This window comes from Pedobacter sp. B4419 (assembly GCF_059693725.1).
Window position 1 is genome coordinate 99,610 of the sequence record NZ_JCASSL010000002.1, and the last position, 20,038, is coordinate 119,647.

The 20,038-nt window shown below is 42.1% G+C and carries 18 protein-coding genes; 12 read left to right on the forward strand and 6 right to left on the reverse strand.

All coding sequences use genetic code 11. The annotated features are described in order from the left end of the window. Positions 1 to 99 precede the first annotated feature (99 nt). The gene (locus AC570H_RS12045; protein ID WP_497355107.1) at positions 100 to 777 is read left to right on the forward strand and encodes a response regulator transcription factor; all 678 of its coding nucleotides are present in this window, start codon (positions 100 to 102) and stop codon (positions 775 to 777) included. A 77-nt stretch (positions 778 to 854) separates the two neighbouring features. Beyond that, entirely contained in the window at positions 855 to 2,174 is a 1,320-nt protein-coding gene (locus AC570H_RS12050; protein ID WP_497355109.1) for a sensor histidine kinase, read from the forward strand. A 531-nt stretch (positions 2,175 to 2,705) separates the two neighbouring features. Here the strand turns inward: AC570H_RS12050 and AC570H_RS12055 are convergent. Then, a complete protein-coding gene (locus tag AC570H_RS12055; protein WP_497355111.1) occupies positions 2,706 to 3,626 on the reverse strand; it encodes a DUF58 domain-containing protein in 921 nt (306 codons plus the stop codon). A 56-nt stretch (positions 3,627 to 3,682) separates the two neighbouring features. On the opposite strand from AC570H_RS12055, the gene AC570H_RS12060 reads away from it, so the two are divergent. Beyond that, positions 3,683 to 4,621 carry a DUF3078 domain-containing protein gene (locus tag AC570H_RS12060; RefSeq protein ID WP_497355113.1) on the forward strand — a complete coding sequence of 313 codons (939 nt, stop codon included), beginning with the start codon at positions 3,683 to 3,685 and terminating at the stop codon, positions 4,619 to 4,621. A 185-nt stretch (positions 4,622 to 4,806) separates the two neighbouring features. On the opposite strand, the gene AC570H_RS12065 is transcribed toward AC570H_RS12060, so the two are convergent. From AC570H_RS12065 to dnaE, 3 genes are all read right to left on the reverse strand, one after another. Beyond that, the gene (locus AC570H_RS12065; RefSeq protein ID WP_497355115.1) at positions 4,807 to 6,018 is read right to left on the reverse strand and encodes a PQQ-dependent sugar dehydrogenase; all 1,212 of its coding nucleotides are present in this window, start codon (positions 6,016 to 6,018) and stop codon (positions 4,807 to 4,809) included. A 702-nt stretch (positions 6,019 to 6,720) separates the two neighbouring features. Beyond that, positions 6,721 to 7,038, reverse strand: a complete 318-nt coding sequence (gene trxA, locus AC570H_RS12070; protein WP_497355117.1) for a thioredoxin — start codon at positions 7,036 to 7,038, stop codon at positions 6,721 to 6,723. Between the two features lie 148 nt (positions 7,039 to 7,186). Then, the gene (dnaE, locus tag AC570H_RS12075) at positions 7,187 to 11,611 is read right to left on the reverse strand and encodes a DNA polymerase III subunit alpha (RefSeq protein WP_497355119.1); all 4,425 of its coding nucleotides are present in this window, start codon (positions 11,609 to 11,611) and stop codon (positions 7,187 to 7,189) included. Positions 11,612 to 11,904: 293 nt separating this feature from the next. On the opposite strand from dnaE, the gene AC570H_RS12080 reads away from it, so the two are divergent. Continuing rightward, entirely contained in the window at positions 11,905 to 12,288 is a 384-nt protein-coding gene (locus AC570H_RS12080; protein ID WP_497355121.1) for a VOC family protein, read from the forward strand. 46 nt (positions 12,289 to 12,334) lie between these two features. Here the strand turns inward: AC570H_RS12080 and AC570H_RS12085 are convergent, their stop codons facing one another. After that, the gene (locus AC570H_RS12085; protein ID WP_497355123.1) at positions 12,335 to 12,799 is read right to left on the reverse strand and encodes a lipocalin family protein; all 465 of its coding nucleotides are present in this window, start codon (positions 12,797 to 12,799) and stop codon (positions 12,335 to 12,337) included. 48 nt (positions 12,800 to 12,847) lie between these two features. Beyond that, positions 12,848 to 13,147, reverse strand: a complete 300-nt coding sequence (locus AC570H_RS12090) for a hypothetical protein (RefSeq protein ID WP_497355125.1) — start codon at positions 13,145 to 13,147, stop codon at positions 12,848 to 12,850. Positions 13,148 to 13,353: 206 nt separating this feature from the next. Here AC570H_RS12090 and mdh point away from each other — a divergent pair, with 206 nt between their 5' ends. From mdh to AC570H_RS12130, 8 genes are all read left to right on the forward strand, one after another. Continuing rightward, the gene (gene mdh / locus AC570H_RS12095; protein ID WP_497355127.1) at positions 13,354 to 14,292 is read left to right on the forward strand and encodes a malate dehydrogenase; all 939 of its coding nucleotides are present in this window, start codon (positions 13,354 to 13,356) and stop codon (positions 14,290 to 14,292) included. Between the two features lie 86 nt (positions 14,293 to 14,378). Then, entirely contained in the window at positions 14,379 to 14,801 is a 423-nt protein-coding gene (locus AC570H_RS12100) for a retropepsin-like aspartic protease (protein ID WP_497355129.1), read from the forward strand. Positions 14,802 to 14,819: 18 nt separating this feature from the next. Next, positions 14,820 to 15,482 (forward strand): peptidoglycan recognition protein family protein, encoded by a 663-nt coding sequence (locus tag AC570H_RS12105; protein WP_497355131.1) that lies wholly within the window; start codon positions 14,820 to 14,822, stop codon positions 15,480 to 15,482. 80 nt (positions 15,483 to 15,562) lie between these two features. Next, positions 15,563 to 16,099, forward strand: coding sequence for an SRPBCC family protein (locus AC570H_RS12110; RefSeq protein ID WP_497355133.1), 537 nt, complete (start codon positions 15,563 to 15,565; stop codon positions 16,097 to 16,099). A gap of 167 nt (positions 16,100 to 16,266) precedes the next feature. Next, on the forward strand, positions 16,267 to 16,944 hold the full coding sequence (locus tag AC570H_RS12115) for a response regulator transcription factor (RefSeq protein WP_497355135.1): 678 nt from the start codon (positions 16,267 to 16,269) through the stop codon (positions 16,942 to 16,944). Continuing rightward, the gene (locus AC570H_RS12120; RefSeq protein WP_497355137.1) at positions 16,945 to 18,297 is read left to right on the forward strand and encodes a HAMP domain-containing sensor histidine kinase; all 1,353 of its coding nucleotides are present in this window, start codon (positions 16,945 to 16,947) and stop codon (positions 18,295 to 18,297) included. A 217-nt stretch (positions 18,298 to 18,514) separates the two neighbouring features. Next, a complete protein-coding gene (locus AC570H_RS12125) occupies positions 18,515 to 19,012 on the forward strand; it encodes a P-loop NTPase family protein (RefSeq protein ID WP_497355139.1) in 498 nt (165 codons plus the stop codon). Positions 19,013 to 19,027: 15 nt separating this feature from the next. Continuing rightward, positions 19,028 to 19,954, forward strand: a complete 927-nt coding sequence (locus tag AC570H_RS12130) for a bestrophin family protein (protein ID WP_497355141.1) — start codon at positions 19,028 to 19,030, stop codon at positions 19,952 to 19,954. Positions 19,955 to 20,038 lie beyond the last annotated feature (84 nt).

Here is a 20,038-nt window from a genome sequence, read left to right on the forward strand (position 1 = left end):
AAGTGCCGACTAGTCAACCAGTAACGAACAACTGATAACGAACAACGAGTAACTAGTAACTGACAACTGCCAACTGATAACGAACAACTGATAACTGAAATGAACGTATTGATCGTAGAAGACGAAAAAGGCCTAGCCCTCGAAATGGACGAATTCCTAAGCAGGGAGGGGTATATTGTAGAGCATGCATGGAAAAAATCGTCTGCCGAAGAAAAAATCTTTGTGAACCAGTATGATTTTATTCTATTGGATTTAGGCTTGCCAGATGGCGATGGCTTTGAAGTACTCAAACAGCTGAAAAACCTGAAAGACCGTGATGATGCGGTAATTATTTTAACTGCCAGAAGCGCTGTTGACGATCGTATCAAAGGCTTAGATGGTGGCGCCGACGATTACCTGCCCAAACCGTTTTCGCTAAACGAATTGTTGGCCAGGATGCATGCCATCATTCGCCGCAAACATAAGCTCGAAAAGAACGAATTCAGTATCCACGAGTTCGTGCTCAACATCCAAAACCGTACCGTTTCCTATAAGGAAGAGAGAGTGCCACTCACCAAAAAAGAATTTGAGATCTTTAACTACCTGGTTCTTAATAAAAACAGGGTTGTATCCAGAATGAGCCTGACAGAACATGTATGGGGTGATATTTTAGAAGTGAACTCTGATTCGAATTTTGTAGATGTACACGTTAAAAACCTGCGAAAAAAATTGAGCCAATGCACCAAAACCGATTGGTTCGAAACCGTAAGAAGCATTGGGTATAGGATCAATTGCTAGCTTAGAACAAGGACTAAGGAACAAAGATAAAAGACCTGCCTCTTTGTTCTCTGATCCTTTATCTTTACTCCATAAAAATGAACCTTCAAGCAAAATTTGCCCTTTATAATGCCATTACCAAGATCGCAGTCATTTTGGTGTTGGGGCTTATTATCTTGCTTTCGCTAGAAACCATTTCTTCTCATCACCTAGACAGCCGATTAACCAAAAAAAGGTTCAAGGTGCTCAATAACATCAGCGACAGCGAGATCGACAGCTTATTGAGAATCCAGCATTCTTTTACCGATTACAATATTTTAAAAGACGAATTTGTGGTGCTCAACGCCATTCCCAAAACAAATAAGCTGGATACTACCCTTTCGTTTACGACTGAACGTAGGGAAATTGAAGGCGACATTGAAATCTACCGCATTTTAAACGAGCAATTCGAATACAACAACAAGCGCTACAAACTCGAGCTGGGCGAAACCATGACAGCCATGGAATCCGTAAAGACCACCATCAGGTTCTACATGCTCATTGTGCTGGTTATTGCCTTGCTGGTTACCCTAATTACCGATTTTGCCTTTACCAAGTTCATTTTAAAGCCATTCTATAAGATCATAGACCAGAAGCTGAACAAGGTAAACGATCCCACCTCCTATAATTACCAGAATATTCCTACCCATACCACCGATTTCAAGTTCCTAGACAACAGCATCAACTCGCTGATGCGTAAAATTGCGACCTTGTTTTCGCTCGAAAAGCAGTTTATCGCCAATGTTTCGCACGAATTGCTTACCCCCATCTCCATTTTGACGGGAAGGCTAGAGAATATCCTAACTGCAGATAACCTGCCACAAGAGCATGAAAATAAATTATTGGCTTCGCTAAAAACCCTCAATCGGCTAAAAGTAATTATCAATAGCCTTTTGCTCATCTCTAAGGTCGAAAACGAACAGTACCTTAAAACAGACCAGATCAGTGTTAAAGATGAACTGGAGGAGATCTATGAGGATCTGGAAGACCGTATACAGGCCAAGCAACTCAGCTACTCGAATGAAGTAAGGGAAAATTTCAAATTGATCGGCAACCAGGCCTTGTTTCACACCCTGCTCATCAACATCATTAACAATGCCATTAAGTATAATGTATCCAAGGGTGCAATTACCATTAAGGACAGATTTGAGGGCCAGCACTATTTGCTCAGCATTGCCGATACGGGAATAGGCATGGATAAAAAGATCATCGACAATGCCTTCAAGCGCTTTGAAAGAGAAAACGATGATAATGAAGAAGGTTTTGGACTGGGATTGGCCATTGTAAACAGTATCGCCAAGTTCCACCAGCTTGAGATCAACATCCAATCTGAAAAAGGCAAAGGCACAGTTTTTACCATTCAATTTCCAATTGCCTAACCTTGATAAACAGTTTTGGCCAGCGAAACAAATTCTTCATAAAATCTTCATAATCGAAAGGCATCTTTGAATAACAAAACACCAGAAGCGATTTCCGTTTTGTTATCTAAAAACTCATCAATAGTTTTTTAGTTTTCCGGTTACCCTTATCTGAACCTTTATGTATTGTAAAATACATGAAGGTTTTTTCTTTTAAACGGAATACATCTTTTATTCTCAAGAAGATTTCTCTGTTTTTAACAGAAAAGCAAAGAAGGCATTCCATTTGATTGTTAGTCCTGCTTTCCACTACAAATCCTCTCCCGAAACAAGTTCGGGATGCGGGTTTTCCGTTTCAATCAGGTTTAGAAATGAAGGTTCCGTTGCACCGCGGTCCAAGTAAAATAGCCCGGATTGAAGCGTCATCCTTTTTTGCCAAAAGCAAAAAAGATACAGCGGAAAGCCGGACTGCCTTTAATTTGTGGTAGGGCTATTGCGCTTCAAAAGAAATGATCACTAAACTTATGAGGTTCAGCATGACGTGTTGGTGTATTAACCCATCTTTTGCCGCTTGATGAGATAGGCCTCCAGTACCTGGTCGAATCCAGCTTTGATATCCGCATCAACCATATCAATTTTATATTGGGCGCACCTGAGGGCGAGCTGCTGACGGTAACTACCCATTTGTTCCAGGTAAGCCTCTTTTACGCGTGAGGTATGTGCTTTTAAAGTTGCACCGGTCTCCATGTCGATAAATTCATAAGGCCTGTTCGCAAAATCGAAGGCCACTTCCTTGCTTTTATCGGTCACGTTAAAAACTACCACTTCGTGCTTATTGAATTTAAGGTGTTGCAATGCCGAAAACAGCGCCGAAACCTTGTCTTCATCATGTACCGTTTGCAACATATCGCTAAAAACAATAACCAAAGAACGTTTATGGATTAAATCGGCCACTTGATGCAATGCCACAGCCAAATTGGTAGTTATATTCATTTTTGGCGCTTTTAATACCTGTTCCAGTTGCGCAAACAGATATTTCTGGTGTGTATTGGTCGATTTGGCTTGGGTATTCAAGCCCAACTGATCGGTAAACAAACTTAAGCCAAAGGCATCTCGCTGCTGTTTGAGCAACTGCATAAGTACGGCTGTGCTTTGCACCGCAAAAGTTAGCTTGTTGTATTGCTCGTCGGGAAAATACATAGACGACGAAGTATCGATCACAAACTGGCAACGCAAATTGGTTTCTTCTTCGTAGCGCTTGCTAAACAGCTTATCGGTTTTGGCAAACAGCTTCCAGTCGATGTTTTTTACGGTATCGCCGCTGTTGTACAGGCGATGTTCGGCAAATTCGACCGAAAATCCGTGAAAGGGACTCTTGTGCAGCCCGGTAATAAAACCTTCTACCACCTGACGTGCCAATAGCTCGAGGTTGGTATGCAGCTGCAGGTTTTCGTACGGATTAATTGTTGCCATAGCGTAAAGCTAACAAAAGATTTTTTATTATTTTTAGTCTACACTAAATCCTGATTATGAAAAAACGATCCTTTTTACCGGCTGTATTAGTATTAATCGGCCTTTATGGCCACGCACAAACCGTACAAGGTGGCAAGGTAAATACCGAAAGCAACAAAATCCTCAACAAGCTCGACACCGCCAAAAAGCAGGAAGGCTGGACGGTTAGAGGTACCAACGTGCTGTTATTAAACCAGGCTGCCTTTTCCAATTGGGTTGCCGGCGGCATCAACTCTGTAGCCTTAACCGCCCGTGGCGATTATGAATTTAACCTTAAAAGAGGCAAAACACTTTGGGAAAACCGCATTTTAATGGGCTATGGCTTAAGATCGGAGCAAAAAAGCGATGTAACCAAAGTAGAAGACGTGATAGACCTTACCTCTAAATACGGCCATCAGATTAAACAAAGCAACTGGTACGCGGCGGCGGCATTGAATTTAAAAACCCAGTTCAGCAAGGGTTATGACTACAGCAAACCCGAACAGGGCTATATCTCCAATTTTATGGCTCCTGGCTACGTAACCATTGGCTTTGGAGTAGATTATATTCCGAACGATAACTTTCAGGTCAGCTTTCATCCCCTCACCTCTCGTTTAACCTTTATAGGCGACAAAGCTGTTTTCGATCCAGATCACGATGGCGTTTTAACCGAAGCCTTTGGTGCAAAACCCGGAGAAAATTTTGTGTATCAGTTTGGTGCCTATGTGGGTGGCCGGTACAAAGTAAAGTTGATGGAAAACATACTGCTCGACAATCGGTTTGGTGTCTTTACCAATTATTTAGAGAAACCTCAAAATATGGTATTGGCCTATTCTGCTATTTTAGACATGAAAGTAAACAAGTTTATTTCTACCCAGATTACAGCAGATTTGTTTTATGACGACAACCAGATTGGCAAATTACAGTTAAAGGAAACCTTAGGTGTTGGTTTAACCTACAAGTTTGGAAAATATTAGAAATTTCCTTCCCCCGACCACCCTCTCTAAAAAAGGGTATTGAAAAAACCCTAGAATTTATTGTCATGCTGAGCCCATCGAAGCATTTGGGCAAGATCTTAGCTAAACCCAAACCGACATTTAAAAGTACTAAACAAAAAAGCCCTAGTTTGATCGAACTAGGGCTTTTCATTTGAAATTATCGTTTATTTCTTGCTGATGCGATAGAGGTTTCCGCCATCGGTAACAGCATACAATGCACCATCCTTGCCTTCAACCAAGTCTCTAAAACGCTCGCCTTTATCGGCCAATAACCTTTCTTCGCCTACAATTTTATTGCCTTTAATCACCAAACGGATAATGTGTGAACCACTTAGGGCGCCTACAAATAAATTTCCCTTCCACTCGGCAATTTTAGCGCTGTTATAAAAGGCGATGCTGCCTGGCGAAATACTTGGGTTCCAATAGTACACCGGCTGTTCCATTCCTTCTTTCTGCTGAATGCCATCACCAACTTTTTTGCCACTGTACTCGGTACCATAGGTAATAATTGGCCAGCCATAGTTTTTTCCAGGTTTGATAATATTTACTTCATCGCCGCCTTTAGGCCCAAATTCGGCCTCCCATAACTCACCTGTTAAAGGATTGATAGCTAAACCATCTGGATTACGCAGCCCATAGGCATAGATTTCTGGTCGGGCATTGGCCTGCTTGGCGAAAGGGCCATTTGGTACTGGCTTTCCGGCTGGAGTTAAATGCAGGATCTTACCTAAAGAAGAATTAAGGTATTGAGCCTGGATCCTGATATCGTTTCCTGAGCGTTCTCCTGTACTTACAAACAAGTTTCCGTTTTTGTCAAATACAATCCTCGATCCATATTGCAGTTTGCCCCCATAAGCCGGTGTTGCCCTATAAATGATCGTTTGGTTTTCGATAGCCGTTTCACTGGCCGAAAGCTTTCCTTTGGCAATTGCCAATAACACGCCTTTGTCTTGAGGTTCCGAATAAGCCCAATACACCATTCTGCTCTTTGCAAAATCTGGAGCAAGGGTTACATCCAATAAGCCACCCTGACCAGAATCGTCAACCTTAGGCAAACCAGTAATTTTCTTTGCAAGCGTACCATTTGCCTGAAGGATAACCATATCTCCAGCTTTTTGGGTGATAAAAAAGCGGCCATCAGGCATTACCGAAATTCCCCATGGATTTTCGAGCTTGCTGTTGATCACTGCAATGTTTAAAGGTGTTTTTGTTTTTACGGCACTAATTCGGGTTTGTCCGGCAAAAGCAGGCTTGTAATCAGCCGATGGCTTTTGTGTTTCTACAGAATTTTGCGCAAAAAGCGCTGTACTGCTTAAACCATTAATGAGGAGACCCACTAACAGCAGGTTACGCACTTGACGAGTGGAAAGGTTCATGTGAATTGTTTTGTTTGTTTAAAAAAACGAAAAAATATCTGTAATCAAAAACACAAACCAGTGATAATTGGTTTTGAAAAGCTTTATCACAAAGGTGTTACCCATTGCAATAACCAACACACATATATTTGGCTATCAGTCATTTAAAAAATCTCTCTTTTTACAAGCATAGACTTATCCTATGCGCTGTGCAACGTTAGGTGATCTTTCCTGTCTTTTTCATTGATTAATCAAACAAACTGTTAACAGCATGCCATTCGTTTAAGGTAGTGTTTGTGGGCTTCGCGTTTTTCGACTGCAAAGGATTTTGCAGAGGCGTTCAATCCAACGAGAAACAAAGATGCTGATAAGCCTACCAACGGATGGTATTTAATGGTAGAGGGAAAATGGAAGAGGGAGGATGGAAGAGTGAAGATGGGAAGGAAAGCAGCGGTTGGAGTGCTTTGGCAATGTTTCCTGCTGTCCGCTTTACTTCGTGTCCGCTTCCATCAGGTTTAGCGCATAAAAGCCTCTGCTGCTAGGCCCGGTTGCACTATCCCAAAAAACATCTTGCTTTTAATAGTTGTACAGGCATCGCCCTCAACAACGTAAACAAAAAGGTCTTTAAAGAGCAAAAAATACCCTTTAAAACGCAAAGCCCTGAAATCGTTATGATTTCAGGGCTTTGTTTATATGTGTTTGCCATTATAAATGGCTTCAATTTTACAATTGTTTATCTAGCTTGCCAGCCAAAATTGATTTTGGAACTGCACCAACTTGTTTGTCAACAACTTCTCCGTTTTTGAAATACAACAAAGCAGGGATGTTGCGGATACCAAATTGCGTTGAAATTTGAGGGTTGTTATCTACGTTAACTTTACCTACCAGTGCTTTTCCTTCGTACTCTTTAGAGATCTCGTCTACAACAGGACCTACCATACGACATGGACCACACCATTCAGCCCAAAAATCTACCAAAACTGGTTTATCTGATTTTAATACAACTTCCTCGAAGTTTGCATCTGTTATTTCTACAGCCATAACTTAAAATTTAATTTATATACAAATATATTATCAATTGTGATGCCATCAATAGCGTGCTGTCAATTTGACACTTTTATGGTTGAAGACCGCTGGCCTAAGGTTTGGGGATTATTTACCTTATGCCTTAAACCTCTTTCCTCCTACCTTAATTGAGTTTGTAATCTACAACATTTAAACTAGCTAATTGTTCTAAAAACACATTGTTCGGATTTATTTTTAACGATTTGGAAGGCAAATCCAGTTTCAGGTTTTCTTCCCGATCATAAACCTCAAAGTTCAATTTACAATTATGGCGCTCGCTATTTTCTTGGTTTTCCTGCAAAATCATATTTATCTTTTGCATCAATTCCTCGTTTATTTCTTCGATTGGAACCTGAATGGTAATGCATTTAGTCAGTTTATCGCGCAATTCGGCCAATAAATCAATAGAAGTTACCTTAAACTCCCAATCTCCTTCTTTTTTGAAGCGTTCGCCTACCCTGCCTCTAATCTGCAGGAAATAGCCTTCGGTTAAGTACTGTTTAAACTTCATAAAGTCGTCGCCAAACAAGGCAATCTCGCAACTGTCGTCGTAATCTTCAAAAACGAATACTCCAAACGGCTTACCTGTTTTGGTGATCCGCTGTGCAGCACTTACCACCAAGCCACCCACCACCAAGTCGCGGTTTTTAATGGTTTCGAACTCTGCCAAAAGTTCTTCATTACTGTCGCCGCTGCGTATTTTATTCACCACACTTAGGTGTTTTACGGCATGTTGGCAGAAGTTTTTCAGTTCAAAACGGTAATCATCCAAAGGGTGTCCCGATAAGAAAATCCCGATTGCATCTTTTTCGTATTTCAGCCTGTCGATCAAACCCCATTCCGGCGAAACAGGGAAGGCAGGTTCGAGGATCAAATCGGCCTTTGAGCCTCCAAACAATGATGACTGTGATGAATTTTGGTTGTTCTGAAAGTCGTTGGCATATTTGATCAGCTTCTCAATACCGTTCAGCTTATCATTAGGTCCGATATAAAAATACTGTGCCCTGTGGTTGCCAAAAGCATCAAAAGCACCACTGTAAACAAAGCTTTCGTAGGCTTTTTTATTAACGATACGGGTATTAGAGCGCTTGGCAAAATCGTATACGCTCACAAAAGGACCATTGGCCTCTCTTTCTTCGATAATGCTTTCTACCGCTTTCTCACCTACTCCTTTTACGGCATTCATCCCAAAACGAACTTCGCCTTTGGCATTTACCGAGAATTTGAGTTCAGACTCATTTACATCTGGGCCCAGAACGGTCACACCCATTTGCCGGCACTCTTCCATAAAGAAGGCTACCTGTTTGATGTCGCTCATGTTGTTGGAAAGTACCGCAGCCATATATTCGGCTGGATAATTGGCTTTTAAATAAGCTGTTTGGTAGGCAATCCATGCATAACAGGTAGAGTGCGATTTGTTGAAGGCATATTCGGCAAAAGCTTCCCAGTCTTTCCAGATTTTTTCCAAAACCTGGGCATCATGACCTTTTGCGGCCGCCTGGCTGATGAATTTAGGCTTCATCTTGTCCAGTACGTCGCGCTGTTTCTTACCCATTGCCTTACGCAAAACATCGGCCTCGCCTTTGGTAAAATCGGCCAGTTTCTGCGACAAAAGCATCACCTGCTCTTGGTAAACGGTAATTCCGTAAGTTTCCTTTAACAGCTCTTCGCAGGCCTCTAAATCGTATTTAATTTCTTCATCGCCGTTTTTCCTGCGTACAAAACTCGGGATGTAGGCAATCGGGCCTGGACGGTACAGCGCATTCATCGCAATCAAATCACCAAAAACCGTAGGCTTCAGCTCTTTCATGTATTTCTGCATACCCGGACTCTCGTACTGGAAAATACCAACCGTTTCGCCTCGTTGGAAGAGCTCATAAGTCTTCACGTCATCAATCGGAAATGCATCCGGATCGAGGGTGATGCCATGTCTTTTCTTCACCAGCTTGACGGTATCTTTAATCAGGGTCAGTGTTTTTAGCCCCAAAAAGTCCATTTTGAGCAAACCGGCGCTTTCTACCACCGAGTTGTCGAACTGGGTAACATACAGATCAGAATCCTTAGCCGTAGCTACCGGAACGAAATTAGTAATATCGTCTGGCGTAATAATTACCCCACAGGCATGGATACCCGTATTGCGCAAGGATCCTTCTAAAACGATAGCCTGTTCAATAGTTTCGGCACTCAGGTTTTTGGCCAATGCCATGGCCTTTAGTTCGTTAACCCGTTCGTATTCATCAGGCCTTAAAGCCGATTTTAATGCTTTTTCTTCGAGGTTAAATATTTTGGCCAGCTTCATGTTGGGAATGAGCTTGGCAATTTTGTCTGCTTCAAAAAGTGGCAAATCAAGTACCCTTGCCGTATCGCGGATAGACGATTTGGCGGCCATGGTACCATAGGTGATGATCTGCGCCACTTGGCTTGATCCGTACTTGTTAATTACGTAATCCATTACCCGGCCACGGCCCTCATCATCGAAATCGATATCGATATCGGGCATGGAAACACGGTCTGGGTTAAGAAAACGCTCAAAAAGCAAGTCGTATTTCATCGGGTCGATGTTGGTAATGCCCAAGCAATAGGCTACTACCGATCCCGCTGCCGAACCCCTGCCCGGCCCTACCGATACATCGCGGTTGCGCGCTTCGGCAATAAAATCCTGTACAATTAAGAAATAACCCGGATAACCCGTACGCTCGATGGTAGCCAGTTCAAAATCTAAACGATCTATTACTTCTTGGCTAAGTTCTCCATACCTGCGTTTGGCTCCTTCATAGCTCAGGTGCTTCAGGTATTTGTTCTCTCCGCGTTTGCCGCCGTCCTGCTCGTCTTCGGCTACCATAAATTCTTCTGGAATATCGAACTTAGGCAAAAGCACCTCACGGGCCAGTTTATAGATTTCTATCTTGTCTACAATTTCCTGAATATTAATAATGGCTTCTGGCAAATCGGCAAAAAGCGCCTTCATCTCTTCACCCGACTTGAAATAATATTCCTGATTCGGCATGCCATACCTAAAACCACGGCCACGGCCAATTGGTGTAGCCTGCTTCTCGCCGTCTTTTACGCAAAGTAAAATATCGTGCGCATTGGCATCTTTCTTATTAATGTAATAGGTATTGTTGGTCGCAATGAGTTTAACATTGTGCTTTCTGGCTAGCTCGATCAGGTTTACGTTTACACGGTCCTCATTTTCCTGGTTATGGCGCATCAGCTCGATATAAAAATCGTCACCGAATTTTTCCTTCCACCAAATGAGGGCATCTTCTGCCTGCTTTTCACCCATGTTAAGGAGCTTGCTCGGAATTTCCCCGTAAAGGTTTCCAGAGAGCACCATGATATCATCTTTATACTGCTCTATTACCTGCCTATCAATCCTTGGCACGTAGTAAAAGCCCTTGGTATAGGCAATAGACGACATTTTGGCTAAGTTATGATAGCCTTTTTTGTTTTTGGCCAACAACACCACTTGGTAGCCATCGTCTTTGCGGGTTTTATCGGTATGGTTATCGCATACAAAAAACTCTACCCCTACAATGGGCTTGATAATGCTTGCAGTTGGGGTTTCGCCCTTTTCTAAAGCTTCAGCAATTTTTGCCTCGGCACCTTTGTTATGGTTCAAAACCTGGTTTACAAAGTGAAAGGCCCCCATCATGTTGGCATGATCGGTTAAGGCCACGGCCGGCATGTTTTGCGCGGCTGCCGCCTTTACCAAATCGGGTATACTGATGGTACTTTGCAGTACCGAAAATTGCGTGTGGTTGTGCAGGTGTACAAAAACGGCGTTGGCCAGCTCTTCTTTGGCTGCTGTTGATACCTTGGTAATACCGCCGCTGCCCTGCTGTTTTTTCCTGATCTCGTCTGAAGCCGCTTTAAGGTTAATGTGCCTTAACCCAGCAGTTTCAACCATACCTGGATTAATTTCCTGAAAACGCAGGTAATAATCGGTATCTACTAATAGTTCTTCTTTGGTAAAAACGCCTTTCCTGATCAGCTCTAAAAAGCAACGCGTGGTCGCTTCCACATCGGCAGTGGCATTATGCGCCTCTGCAAAAGGAACCCCAAACAGGTATTGGTGCAGTTCGGTTAAGGTTGGCAACTTGAATCTGCCACCCCTGCCACCAGGTATTTTCAATAAATCGGCCGTAATTTCCGTACAAGTATCGAGCACTGGCAAAGAAGCCATCGTACTCTCTACCCCAAAGCGGTGAAACTCGCAGCCCATAATATTGATATCGAAACCAATATTCTGTCCAACTACAAACTTGGCTTTGCTTAGGGCAATATTAAATTTCTCTAAAACCTCGGCCAAGCCAATGCCCTGCTCAGCGGCTAATTCTGTAGAAATACCGTGGATGCGCTCTGCATCATAGGGAATGTTAAAACCTTCTGGCTTCACCAAATAATCCTGGTGCTCTATCAAGCGCCCCATTTCATCATGCAATTGCCATGCAATTTGGATACAGCGCGGCCAATTATCCGTATCAGTAATTGGCGCATTGTAATTACGTGGCAAACCCGTTGTTTCGGTATCAAAAATAAGGTACATAGTTGGGGAAATGGTGGACATCAAAAATAAGAAAATTTAACGGCCTAACGTGTCAGGTAATTATCAACATCCATAGAAAAATGGAAGATGGAAGAGGTAAAATGGCAGAGGGAGTTGAGGGTTGAGCCTAAGCAAGTCCTCTCCTGAGATTCCTGATAGCAATCGCAATTTGGGATGCGGGCTTTTCGTTTCAATCAGGTTTTGGGGAGATGGGACAGCCAAAATATTAATTGGATACGGCTGCGCGGTTCTTTATCTTTGGGCAAGGCAAGCTCGAACCTAAAAAACAAGCCATGGAATTTAAGCCACAACACTACAATAGCCTATCGCCCTACTTAATTGTAGATGATGCCCAAAAATTGATTGCTCAGCTGAAAGCGATTTTCAATGCCAAAGAACTTAGAAAATACGAGCGTCTTGATGGTAGCATCATGCATGCAGAACTGCGCATTGACGACAGTGTAATTATGATTTCAGACAGTACCGAAGATTATCCGGCACATACCACGATGTTACATCTATATGTACCCGATGTGCTGAAAACCTATCAACTAGCCCTTGAAAATGGTTGCGAAGCCATTGAAGAACCACTGAACAAGGACGGTGACCCTGACAAACGTGGTGCTTTTGAAGATGTTGCCGGCAATTATTGGGCGGTAAGTACACAAATGGGCTAATTAAATATTGATGGCAATGATTACCTAACTGCGCACTTAAAGACTCTTAGGAATGCTCCTGACTCACCAATTTATCGGTTTCATAGCCCATTTGCCTGCAGCGCTCAACGATAGCAGCCAGTAAGTCTTCATCTATCTGAGGCTCCCTGCTCATGATAAAGAGATACTTTTTATCGGGGTGTCCTACCACCACATAACTGTAATCATCGGCCAGTTCTATTACCCAATAGCCGATTTTAAAGGGCCACCAAAACTGCGCCTTCATATCGCCATCTGGCTTGTGCACATCGAAGAACAATTTCGAAGTGATTGATTTTTCTTCCGGCTTTCCGTCTTTATGATATGTGGTGAGCACTTCAAAATGTTCATCGTCTACCAAGGTGTAATTTTCTATGGTCTGCTTCCAATGTTTGTCTAACATGGTTGGAATAGAATACAATGAATACCATTTTCCAGCATAAGCCGAATAGTCGATCCGAGTAATCGGCTGATTTTCTGTTACATTTTCCATGTAAGTTTAACCATTGGGATGTACAGAAGTTTTAGAAATTTACTTTCTTTAGGCGTCCTTTACTTTTCTGGAGCGCTTGTATCTGATCACAATGAACCGAATGATTAAGACTAGAAAAACAGCAAACAATACGTCCACAATTAAAGGCAATAGGTTAAAATCATTAGCACCTTGATGTTCTCCGGTTATTTCATTCCGAAAGTTCCCTCCGGTTCTTGAAAACTGCAAAGGAAAGCCATAATCGTCGGTTCCATCAACATCAGCCTCTAAACTAGCGGTTGCAAGGGTGATGATGCCAAAACAGCAGATAGACCAAAAACTTAACCAAGCAATTCTTTTTAAAATCATATACCTAAGCATTAAGGCCGAATTTTTGTTGGTGATCAATCGTTCGCAATAGATTAAGACCTAAAATATTCGTTAACTAAAATTAAATTATTCCCACATTAATACCTCATCAAAACGCAACTAAATTCATTAAAGCCTTTTTTAAACTGATGCAATTCTATAACTTCGGCATATAAACATTTTCTATCCAAAATATAAATAAAAAAATGAAGATAACGGTAGTAGGTGCTGGCGCCGTTGGGGCCACCTGTGCAGACAACATTGCGAGAAAAGAATTAGCCGAAGAGTTAGTATTATTAGACATCAAAGAAGGATTTGCAGAAGGCAAGGCCATCGACATGATGCAAACTGCGACTTTATTAGGTTTCGACACTAAAATTAAAGGAGTAACCAACGATTACAGCCAAACAGCTGGTTCGGCAGTTGCCGTAATCACTTCGGGCTTGCCCCGCAAACCTGGGATGACCCGCGAAGAGCTGATCGGCATTAATGCGGGCATTGTAAAAGGTGTAGCTGAGAATATCTTAAAATACTCTCCTGATGCCATTATTGTGGTGATCAGCAATCCAATGGATACCATGACCTACTTGGCGCTCAAATCTTTGGGACTTCCTAAAAACCGTATCATCGGTATGGGCGGCACCTTAGATAGCTCACGTTTCAAATATTATTTAAGCGTTGCCTTAGGCTGCAATTCTAACGATTTGCAAGGCTTTGTAATTGGTGGCCATGGCGATACGACTATGATCCCCCTAACCCGTTACGCCACTTACCAAAGTTTGCCAGTTAGCGAATTATTGGATGAGGCTACCTTAGCCAAAGTGGCTGCCGATACCATGGTGGGCGGCGCTACCTTAACCGGCTTATTGGGTACTTCAGCCTGGTATGCTCCAGGTGCGGCAGGTGCAGCTTTAGTAGAGGCCATTGTACGCGACGAGAAAAAACTATTCACTTGCTGCGTAGCTTTAGATGGCGAGTATGGCCAGAAAGATATTTGTTTAGGTGTTCCGGTAATTGTTGGCCGTAATGGCTGGGAAAAAATCATCGATTACAAACTAAACGATGCCGAGCAAGCCGCTTTTAACAAAAGTGCCGATGCCGTTCGCAACATGAACAATGTATTGGCAGAAATGAATTTGATCTAATTTTTTACCGTCACCAACATTTTGTCATTCCGAGGAACGAGGAACCTATCTCTATAGGTTCTTCGCGCTGAATGACAAACAAAAATATGAGAACAATCACGGTTCCCTTGACCTTAATCAATTTACAAGACGACGGTTTCCACCTTTTGGTGGAAATTGTTGTTTTTGGAGAAAAGCAATTTGCCGTAGTAGATACCGGCGCCTCGCGAAGCGTGTTTGATAAAGGCCTGATGGAAAAAAACATCAAAGACCTATCGGTTAGCGAAGAGACGCAGGCCGCTACTATATTTAGCACCTCTACTACGCTGTTGGGAGTTATTCCAAAACTTAAAATTGGTGGACTTACCTTAAAATCCTATCCAAGCGTAGCTTTAGACCTGCAAAGCGTAAATGATACTTACCTGCAATTAGGGCATCCTGCTATTGTAGGCATTATTGGTGGCGATATTTTAATGGAGTACCAAACCAAAATCGACTACCAAAAAAGACTATTGAGGTTTTACAAATAAACCGCTCCCAAATTCTGCATGCAACTTATCCGAAGACTTTTATTCTTTTTCTTTTTAACGCCTTTTTTGGCTTTTGGCCAACAGATCAAGATCATCCAAAAGCCAATTGTATTTGATCAGACACGGACGCAGCTGTCATTGGAATACCTCAAGAAAAGACATCTGCTAAACCAGATTACGCCAAGCATCAAGCCCAGCATGATCGTGCTTCATTGGACGGCCTCTACCAGCCTAATGGGCACTTATAATGCATTCAATAAGTCTATCTTAACTGGACGTAAGGCCTTAGCAAATGCCAGTAGGCTTAATGTTTCTTCGCATTACCTCGTAGATCGCGACGGCACTATTTATCAATTATTGCCAGATACCGTTTTTGCACGCCATGTTATTGGCCTCAACTACTGTGCAATTGGGGTAGAAAATGTGGGAAGCGATAATCACCCGCTCACCGCAGCCCAATTAAAGGCAAATGAAAGCCTGGTGCGCTATCTTTGCAAGAAATACAAGATCCAATACCTCATTGGCCATTATGAGCATACCTGGTTTAAGAACACTCCTGTTTGGCGAGAATCCGATCCTTATTATCATTCAGACAAACGAGATCCAGGCCGAACTTTCATGAAAAACATAAGAACCGAACTTGAAGATTTAAATTTAAAAGGCGCTCCTGTAAAGAAATAAACGGCTTTATCTGCTTCGAAAAAAGATTGCATTTTAAATTGCATTATCATTAACTTTAAGTAAACCAAACAAATACAAATATGAAATTTCTTAAAGTTCTTGTGGCGATTATCGCCGTATTCATTATTATCATTGTTGTTGGCGGTTTGTTTCTGCCAAAAACCTATACCGTAACCCGCAGTACGGTAATTAATGCACCAGATACGGTGATTTACAAAAACATTGCCGATTTTAACGAGTTTACAAAATGGAACCCATGGTCTAAAATGGAGCCTAGTGCAAAAGTAACCGTAAGTGGCCCAGTTGCACAGCCAGGCCAGCTGTATGCATGGGAAGGCAAAGAAACCGGTACAGGCCAGATGAAAATCATCAAAGCCGAGCCATCGAAAATGGTTGATATCGAATTAAAGTTCATCAAGCCATTCGAAAGCATTGCCGATACCAAATTCGACATCCAGCCTGAAGGCAGCAGCCAAAAAGTAACCTGGACCATGAGTGGCGAAAACAACCTCATCAGCAAATGGATGTGCGTCTTTGTAAGCATGGACAAAATGATCGGAAAAGACTTTGAAGATGGCCTTAAATTTTTGAAGGAGAAATCTGAAAAAGGAGGATAATTACCGTCTTTAAAAAACAGACAAGCCTTTTGGTTAAAACAGCCAAGAGGCTTTTTTATGCTCTTTGCAAACAAAAATGTCTGATTTACGTTAAAAAGACATTCAATTTGCTAAACATTTGCCCATAGATTTTGTTATTTACCGATTTTTAGATTATTTGCCAGCCGATGAATTTATTACTTGTTGAAGATGAGCCTAGTGTGGTATCGGTTGTGTCGAGAGGTTTGACAGATGAAGGATTTAGCGTAAGCGTAGCACCCGATGGACAAATCGGCCTAAATATGGCCATCAACAATCACTTCGACCTGATTATTTTGGATATCATGCTCCCAGGCATCAATGGATTGGAACTGTGCAAGCTGATCAAAAACAGCAAGCCCAACGTTCCTATCCTCATGTTAACGGCTTTGGGAACGACTGAAAACGTAGTAAACGGCCTTGACAATGGTGCCGACGACTATCTCATCAAGCCTTTTAAATTTGCCGAGCTCTTTGCCAGGATCCGTACCTTGTTAAGACGCTACAATGGAATGGCAAGCCAAGACCAGATCATCAGCATTGCCGATCTGCAGCTCAACCTGACCGCCAAGAGCGTTAAACGCAAAGAAACAGAAATTACACTAACCGCTACCGAATACCGTTTGCTCGAATACATGGCCAAGAACAAATCGAAAATACTATCGAGAATTGATATCCTAGAAAATGTTTGGGATATTGATTTTAACTTGGGCACCAACGTGGTTGATGTATATGTAAACTATTTGCGCAAGAAGATTGACAAAGACGCTTCACAAAAGCTCATTCATACCGCAGTGGGCCTGGGCTATGTTTTAAAAGAAAAATAAATGAGCATTGCCAAAAAAATCACCTTCCTTTTTGCTATCCTTTCGGCCATTATCATTTCTTTGCTCAGTGGCTTTGTTTGGTATTTTTCTAACGAATTTGCTTTTGAGGATTTTTACAAACGATTAGAAGCCAGGGTAAACATTACCGCACAAATCAAATTATTTGACGACGAGAACAATAGCGTATATGCCAAGATGCGTAACCAATATTTGGAACGCCTGTCATCTGAAAAGGAACTCATTATCGAAGATAGCCAACAAGGAAAGGCCAAACAGGAATTAAAGCTTCCCGAAAGCTTTTTTGATAAAATTAGTGCCGGCAAAATGGCACGTTACCGCAAGGAGAACCAATTCTACGCCGGGAAGTTCTTTAAGAGCAATGGCAAAAACTATATCGTTATTATTTCTGCCAATGATCCTTTTGGCTTTAGGGAATTAAAAGACCTGCAGCAAATCCTGTTTGCCGGCTTCTTTCTTTCCATCGTTCTTTCCTTTATAGTAGGCTGGAAATTCTCCAACTACATGCTCGATCCCTTGCGTAAAGTTATCAAGAGCGTAAAGAAAATCAAGGCCGAAAACCTCCACTTAAGGCTTGATGTTAAAAAAGGCAGCGATGAGATGTCGCAATTGGCACAGACCTTTAACAATATGCTCAACCGATTGGAAACTGCATTCGAAACGCAAAACAACTTCATCAGCAATGCCTCGCACGAGCTGCGTACCCCGCTTACCATTATCAGTGGCGAGGTTGAACTGGCCTTAAAAGTTGGAGAAAGTTCTCCCGAACAAAACAAGGCGCTCATAAAAATCAAAGACGAAGCCGAAAGATTGGAACATATTTTAACCAGTTTATTGGGTTTGGCGCAGTCGGGTTTTAACGGCAAAGTTCAGCCGCGAGAAGAGGTAAGGATGGATGAACTGATTTGGGAGATCAAGGAATCGGTACACCAGGTACATCCAGAAAGCTTGATAGAGATCGATTTCAGCAAATTGCCCGCCAACGAAGAGGATGTAACCTTAAAGGCCAATAGGAATTTGATCAAGCTGGCCATCACCAATATTGTAAGCAATGCCTGCAAATATTCCGATAACAAACCTGTTCAGGTAAGTTTGGAGAGTAATGGCCACCTCTTGACGATTGCCGTGGCTGATCAGGGAATTGGGATCCCCCAAGATGATATCCAGCATATTTTCGAGCCTTTTTACCGGGCTTCCAATACCTCAAATTTTAAAGGTTATGGCGTAGGCTTGCCGCTTTCGCTAAACATCATCCGCCTGCATAGGGGCAGCATTGCCATTCAATCGCAAGAAGCCATTGGTACCACGATTAAGGTGATATTGCCGATTATTTAGTTCATCAAATCGTCTATCTCGAGTAAGGATGCTGGATCAGGTCCGGCATGACGCATTCTTAAAAGGTGACAATACAAGACTATGAACTATTAACCATCGACCATAAACCATGAGCTAAATTCTAATCTCATTCTAATCTCGCTCTTATACGGCTATAATTTTCTTGGGCTAATCTTGTATCAATCATTTAATCGATCACTTAAAACAAGATAAGACCATGAAAACCCTACTCGTACCCACCGACTTCAATCCCGAAAGCACAAAGATCATCGATGCTTTTTTATTGACCCAAAACTGTAACGAGCTCAATATTATTTTTCTTCATGCCTTTAAGCTTTCTGATTCCATCACCGATATGCTGATGCTGAGCAGAAGAAGCAGAGACTATGAGAACGTAAGCAACGAGTTTTATGCACAAATGGATCATTACAAAGAAAAATATACCAACAGGATTGGGAAAATCGGCATCGAATATTTCTACGGCAGTACTTTGGTGGCCTTCAAGAATTTGATTGAAGCTTTACAGGTTGATGCCATTGCCTATCCCCAGGATTACAACTTCTGCCCTTTGAACAAATACAGCATCGATCCAAAATACCTGATTATGCGTTCTGGATGCAAAGTATTTGAACTGAACATTAGCGATATCGCCATTGGCGACAACTTATTTGAAACCAGGATGCCAAAAGAAGCTGTTAAAGCCTTAAGCGCCTAATTAAACTTAATTTTTATGCTGTTACGAAACAATATTCCCTTTACTTACATTTTTGGAAAGATTAAAAAAGAGCTCTTCTTTGTCATCAGTTATTCGATTGGCATTGTGGTGCTTTATGAAAACTTCCATGTTACGCGCATCTCCATCCCTGTGGCTGTTCCAGCACTTTTAGGTACAATTATTTCCCTGTTATTAGCCTTTAGGTCTAACCAGGCTTATGACCGCTGGTGGGAAGCCCGAATTCTTTGGGGTGCCATCGTAAACGATTCGAGATCACTGGGCCGTCAGATCCTTTCTTTTGTCGACAATCCTTATGGTTTAGACGAAATCGAGCAGTTCAAAAGCCGCTTTATTAAACGACAGATTGCCTGGTGCTTTGCCCTAAGCCAGTCTTTGAGGGGGCATAGTGCCGCCAAAGGGTTAGAAAGGTACCTCGATAAAGAGGAGCTGCAATTTATTAAAAAACAACGCAATGTAACCGTGGCCTTATTGGAACTCCATGCCATGGACCTGAAGAAAGCCCTGATAGAAGGTTGGATCAATCAATACCAACAAATTGAGATCGACAAAACCATTACGGCTTTGTGCAACCACATGGGCGGTTCTGAAAGGATCAAGAATACCATTTTTCCGGTTACCTACAGCAAGTACATCAACATGTCTATCCATTTGTTTATTGTGTTGCTTCCCTTCGGCCTGATCGAGTATTTTGGCTATATGGAGGTCCCTGTAGTAATTGCCATTGCCACTTTCTTTTTACTGGTAGAAAAGATGGCCGTGCATCTACAGGATCCATTTGAGAACAAGCCAACCGATACGCCTACAACGACCATTTGCAGGAATATAGAAAAAGACCTGTGCCAAATGCTTGACGATAATAAGTTATATGAAGACAAGCCACATGCCGAAATGGCACCAATTGGCTCTTACTACATCCTGTAATACAGACAACAAAGCCACATTCTTTACTCCTAATAAACAACAAACCCTCCGAGCTTTGGCAAGGAGGGTTCTTTATTTTCAAGT

Bases quoted from the DNA above. Each gene is read 5' to 3' on its own strand.
- mdh (WP_497355127.1), top strand. From the start codon at position 13,354: ATGAAGATAACGGTAGTAGGTGCTGGCGCCGTTGGGGCCACCTGTGCA.
- AC570H_RS12110 (WP_497355133.1), top strand. From the start codon at position 15,563: ATGAAATTTCTTAAAGTTCTTGTGGCGATTATCGCCGTATTCATTATT.
- AC570H_RS12045 (WP_497355107.1), top strand. From the start codon at position 100: ATGAACGTATTGATCGTAGAAGACGAAAAAGGCCTAGCCCTCGAAATG.
- AC570H_RS12065 (WP_497355115.1), bottom strand. From the start codon at position 6,018: ATGAACCTTTCCACTCGTCAAGTGCGTAACCTGCTGTTAGTGGGTCTC.
- AC570H_RS12105 (WP_497355131.1), top strand. From the start codon at position 14,820: ATGCAACTTATCCGAAGACTTTTATTCTTTTTCTTTTTAACGCCTTTT.
- trxA (WP_497355117.1), bottom strand. From the start codon at position 7,038: ATGGCTGTAGAAATAACAGATGCAAACTTCGAGGAAGTTGTATTAAAA.
- AC570H_RS12050 (WP_497355109.1), top strand. From the start codon at position 855: ATGAACCTTCAAGCAAAATTTGCCCTTTATAATGCCATTACCAAGATC.
- AC570H_RS12080 (WP_497355121.1), top strand. From the start codon at position 11,905: ATGGAATTTAAGCCACAACACTACAATAGCCTATCGCCCTACTTAATT.
- AC570H_RS12120 (WP_497355137.1), top strand. From the start codon at position 16,945: ATGAGCATTGCCAAAAAAATCACCTTCCTTTTTGCTATCCTTTCGGCC.
- AC570H_RS12085 (WP_497355123.1), bottom strand. From the start codon at position 12,799: ATGGAAAATGTAACAGAAAATCAGCCGATTACTCGGATCGACTATTCG.
- AC570H_RS12090 (WP_497355125.1), bottom strand. From the start codon at position 13,147: ATGATTTTAAAAAGAATTGCTTGGTTAAGTTTTTGGTCTATCTGCTGT.
- dnaE (WP_497355119.1), bottom strand. From the start codon at position 11,611: ATGTACCTTATTTTTGATACCGAAACAACGGGTTTGCCACGTAATTAC.
- AC570H_RS12060 (WP_497355113.1), top strand. From the start codon at position 3,683: ATGAAAAAACGATCCTTTTTACCGGCTGTATTAGTATTAATCGGCCTT.
- AC570H_RS12100 (WP_497355129.1), top strand. From the start codon at position 14,379: ATGAGAACAATCACGGTTCCCTTGACCTTAATCAATTTACAAGACGAC.
- AC570H_RS12130 (WP_497355141.1), top strand. From the start codon at position 19,028: ATGCTGTTACGAAACAATATTCCCTTTACTTACATTTTTGGAAAGATT.
- AC570H_RS12115 (WP_497355135.1), top strand. From the start codon at position 16,267: ATGAATTTATTACTTGTTGAAGATGAGCCTAGTGTGGTATCGGTTGTG.
- AC570H_RS12055 (WP_497355111.1), bottom strand. From the start codon at position 3,626: ATGGCAACAATTAATCCGTACGAAAACCTGCAGCTGCATACCAACCTC.
- AC570H_RS12125 (WP_497355139.1), top strand. From the start codon at position 18,515: ATGAAAACCCTACTCGTACCCACCGACTTCAATCCCGAAAGCACAAAG.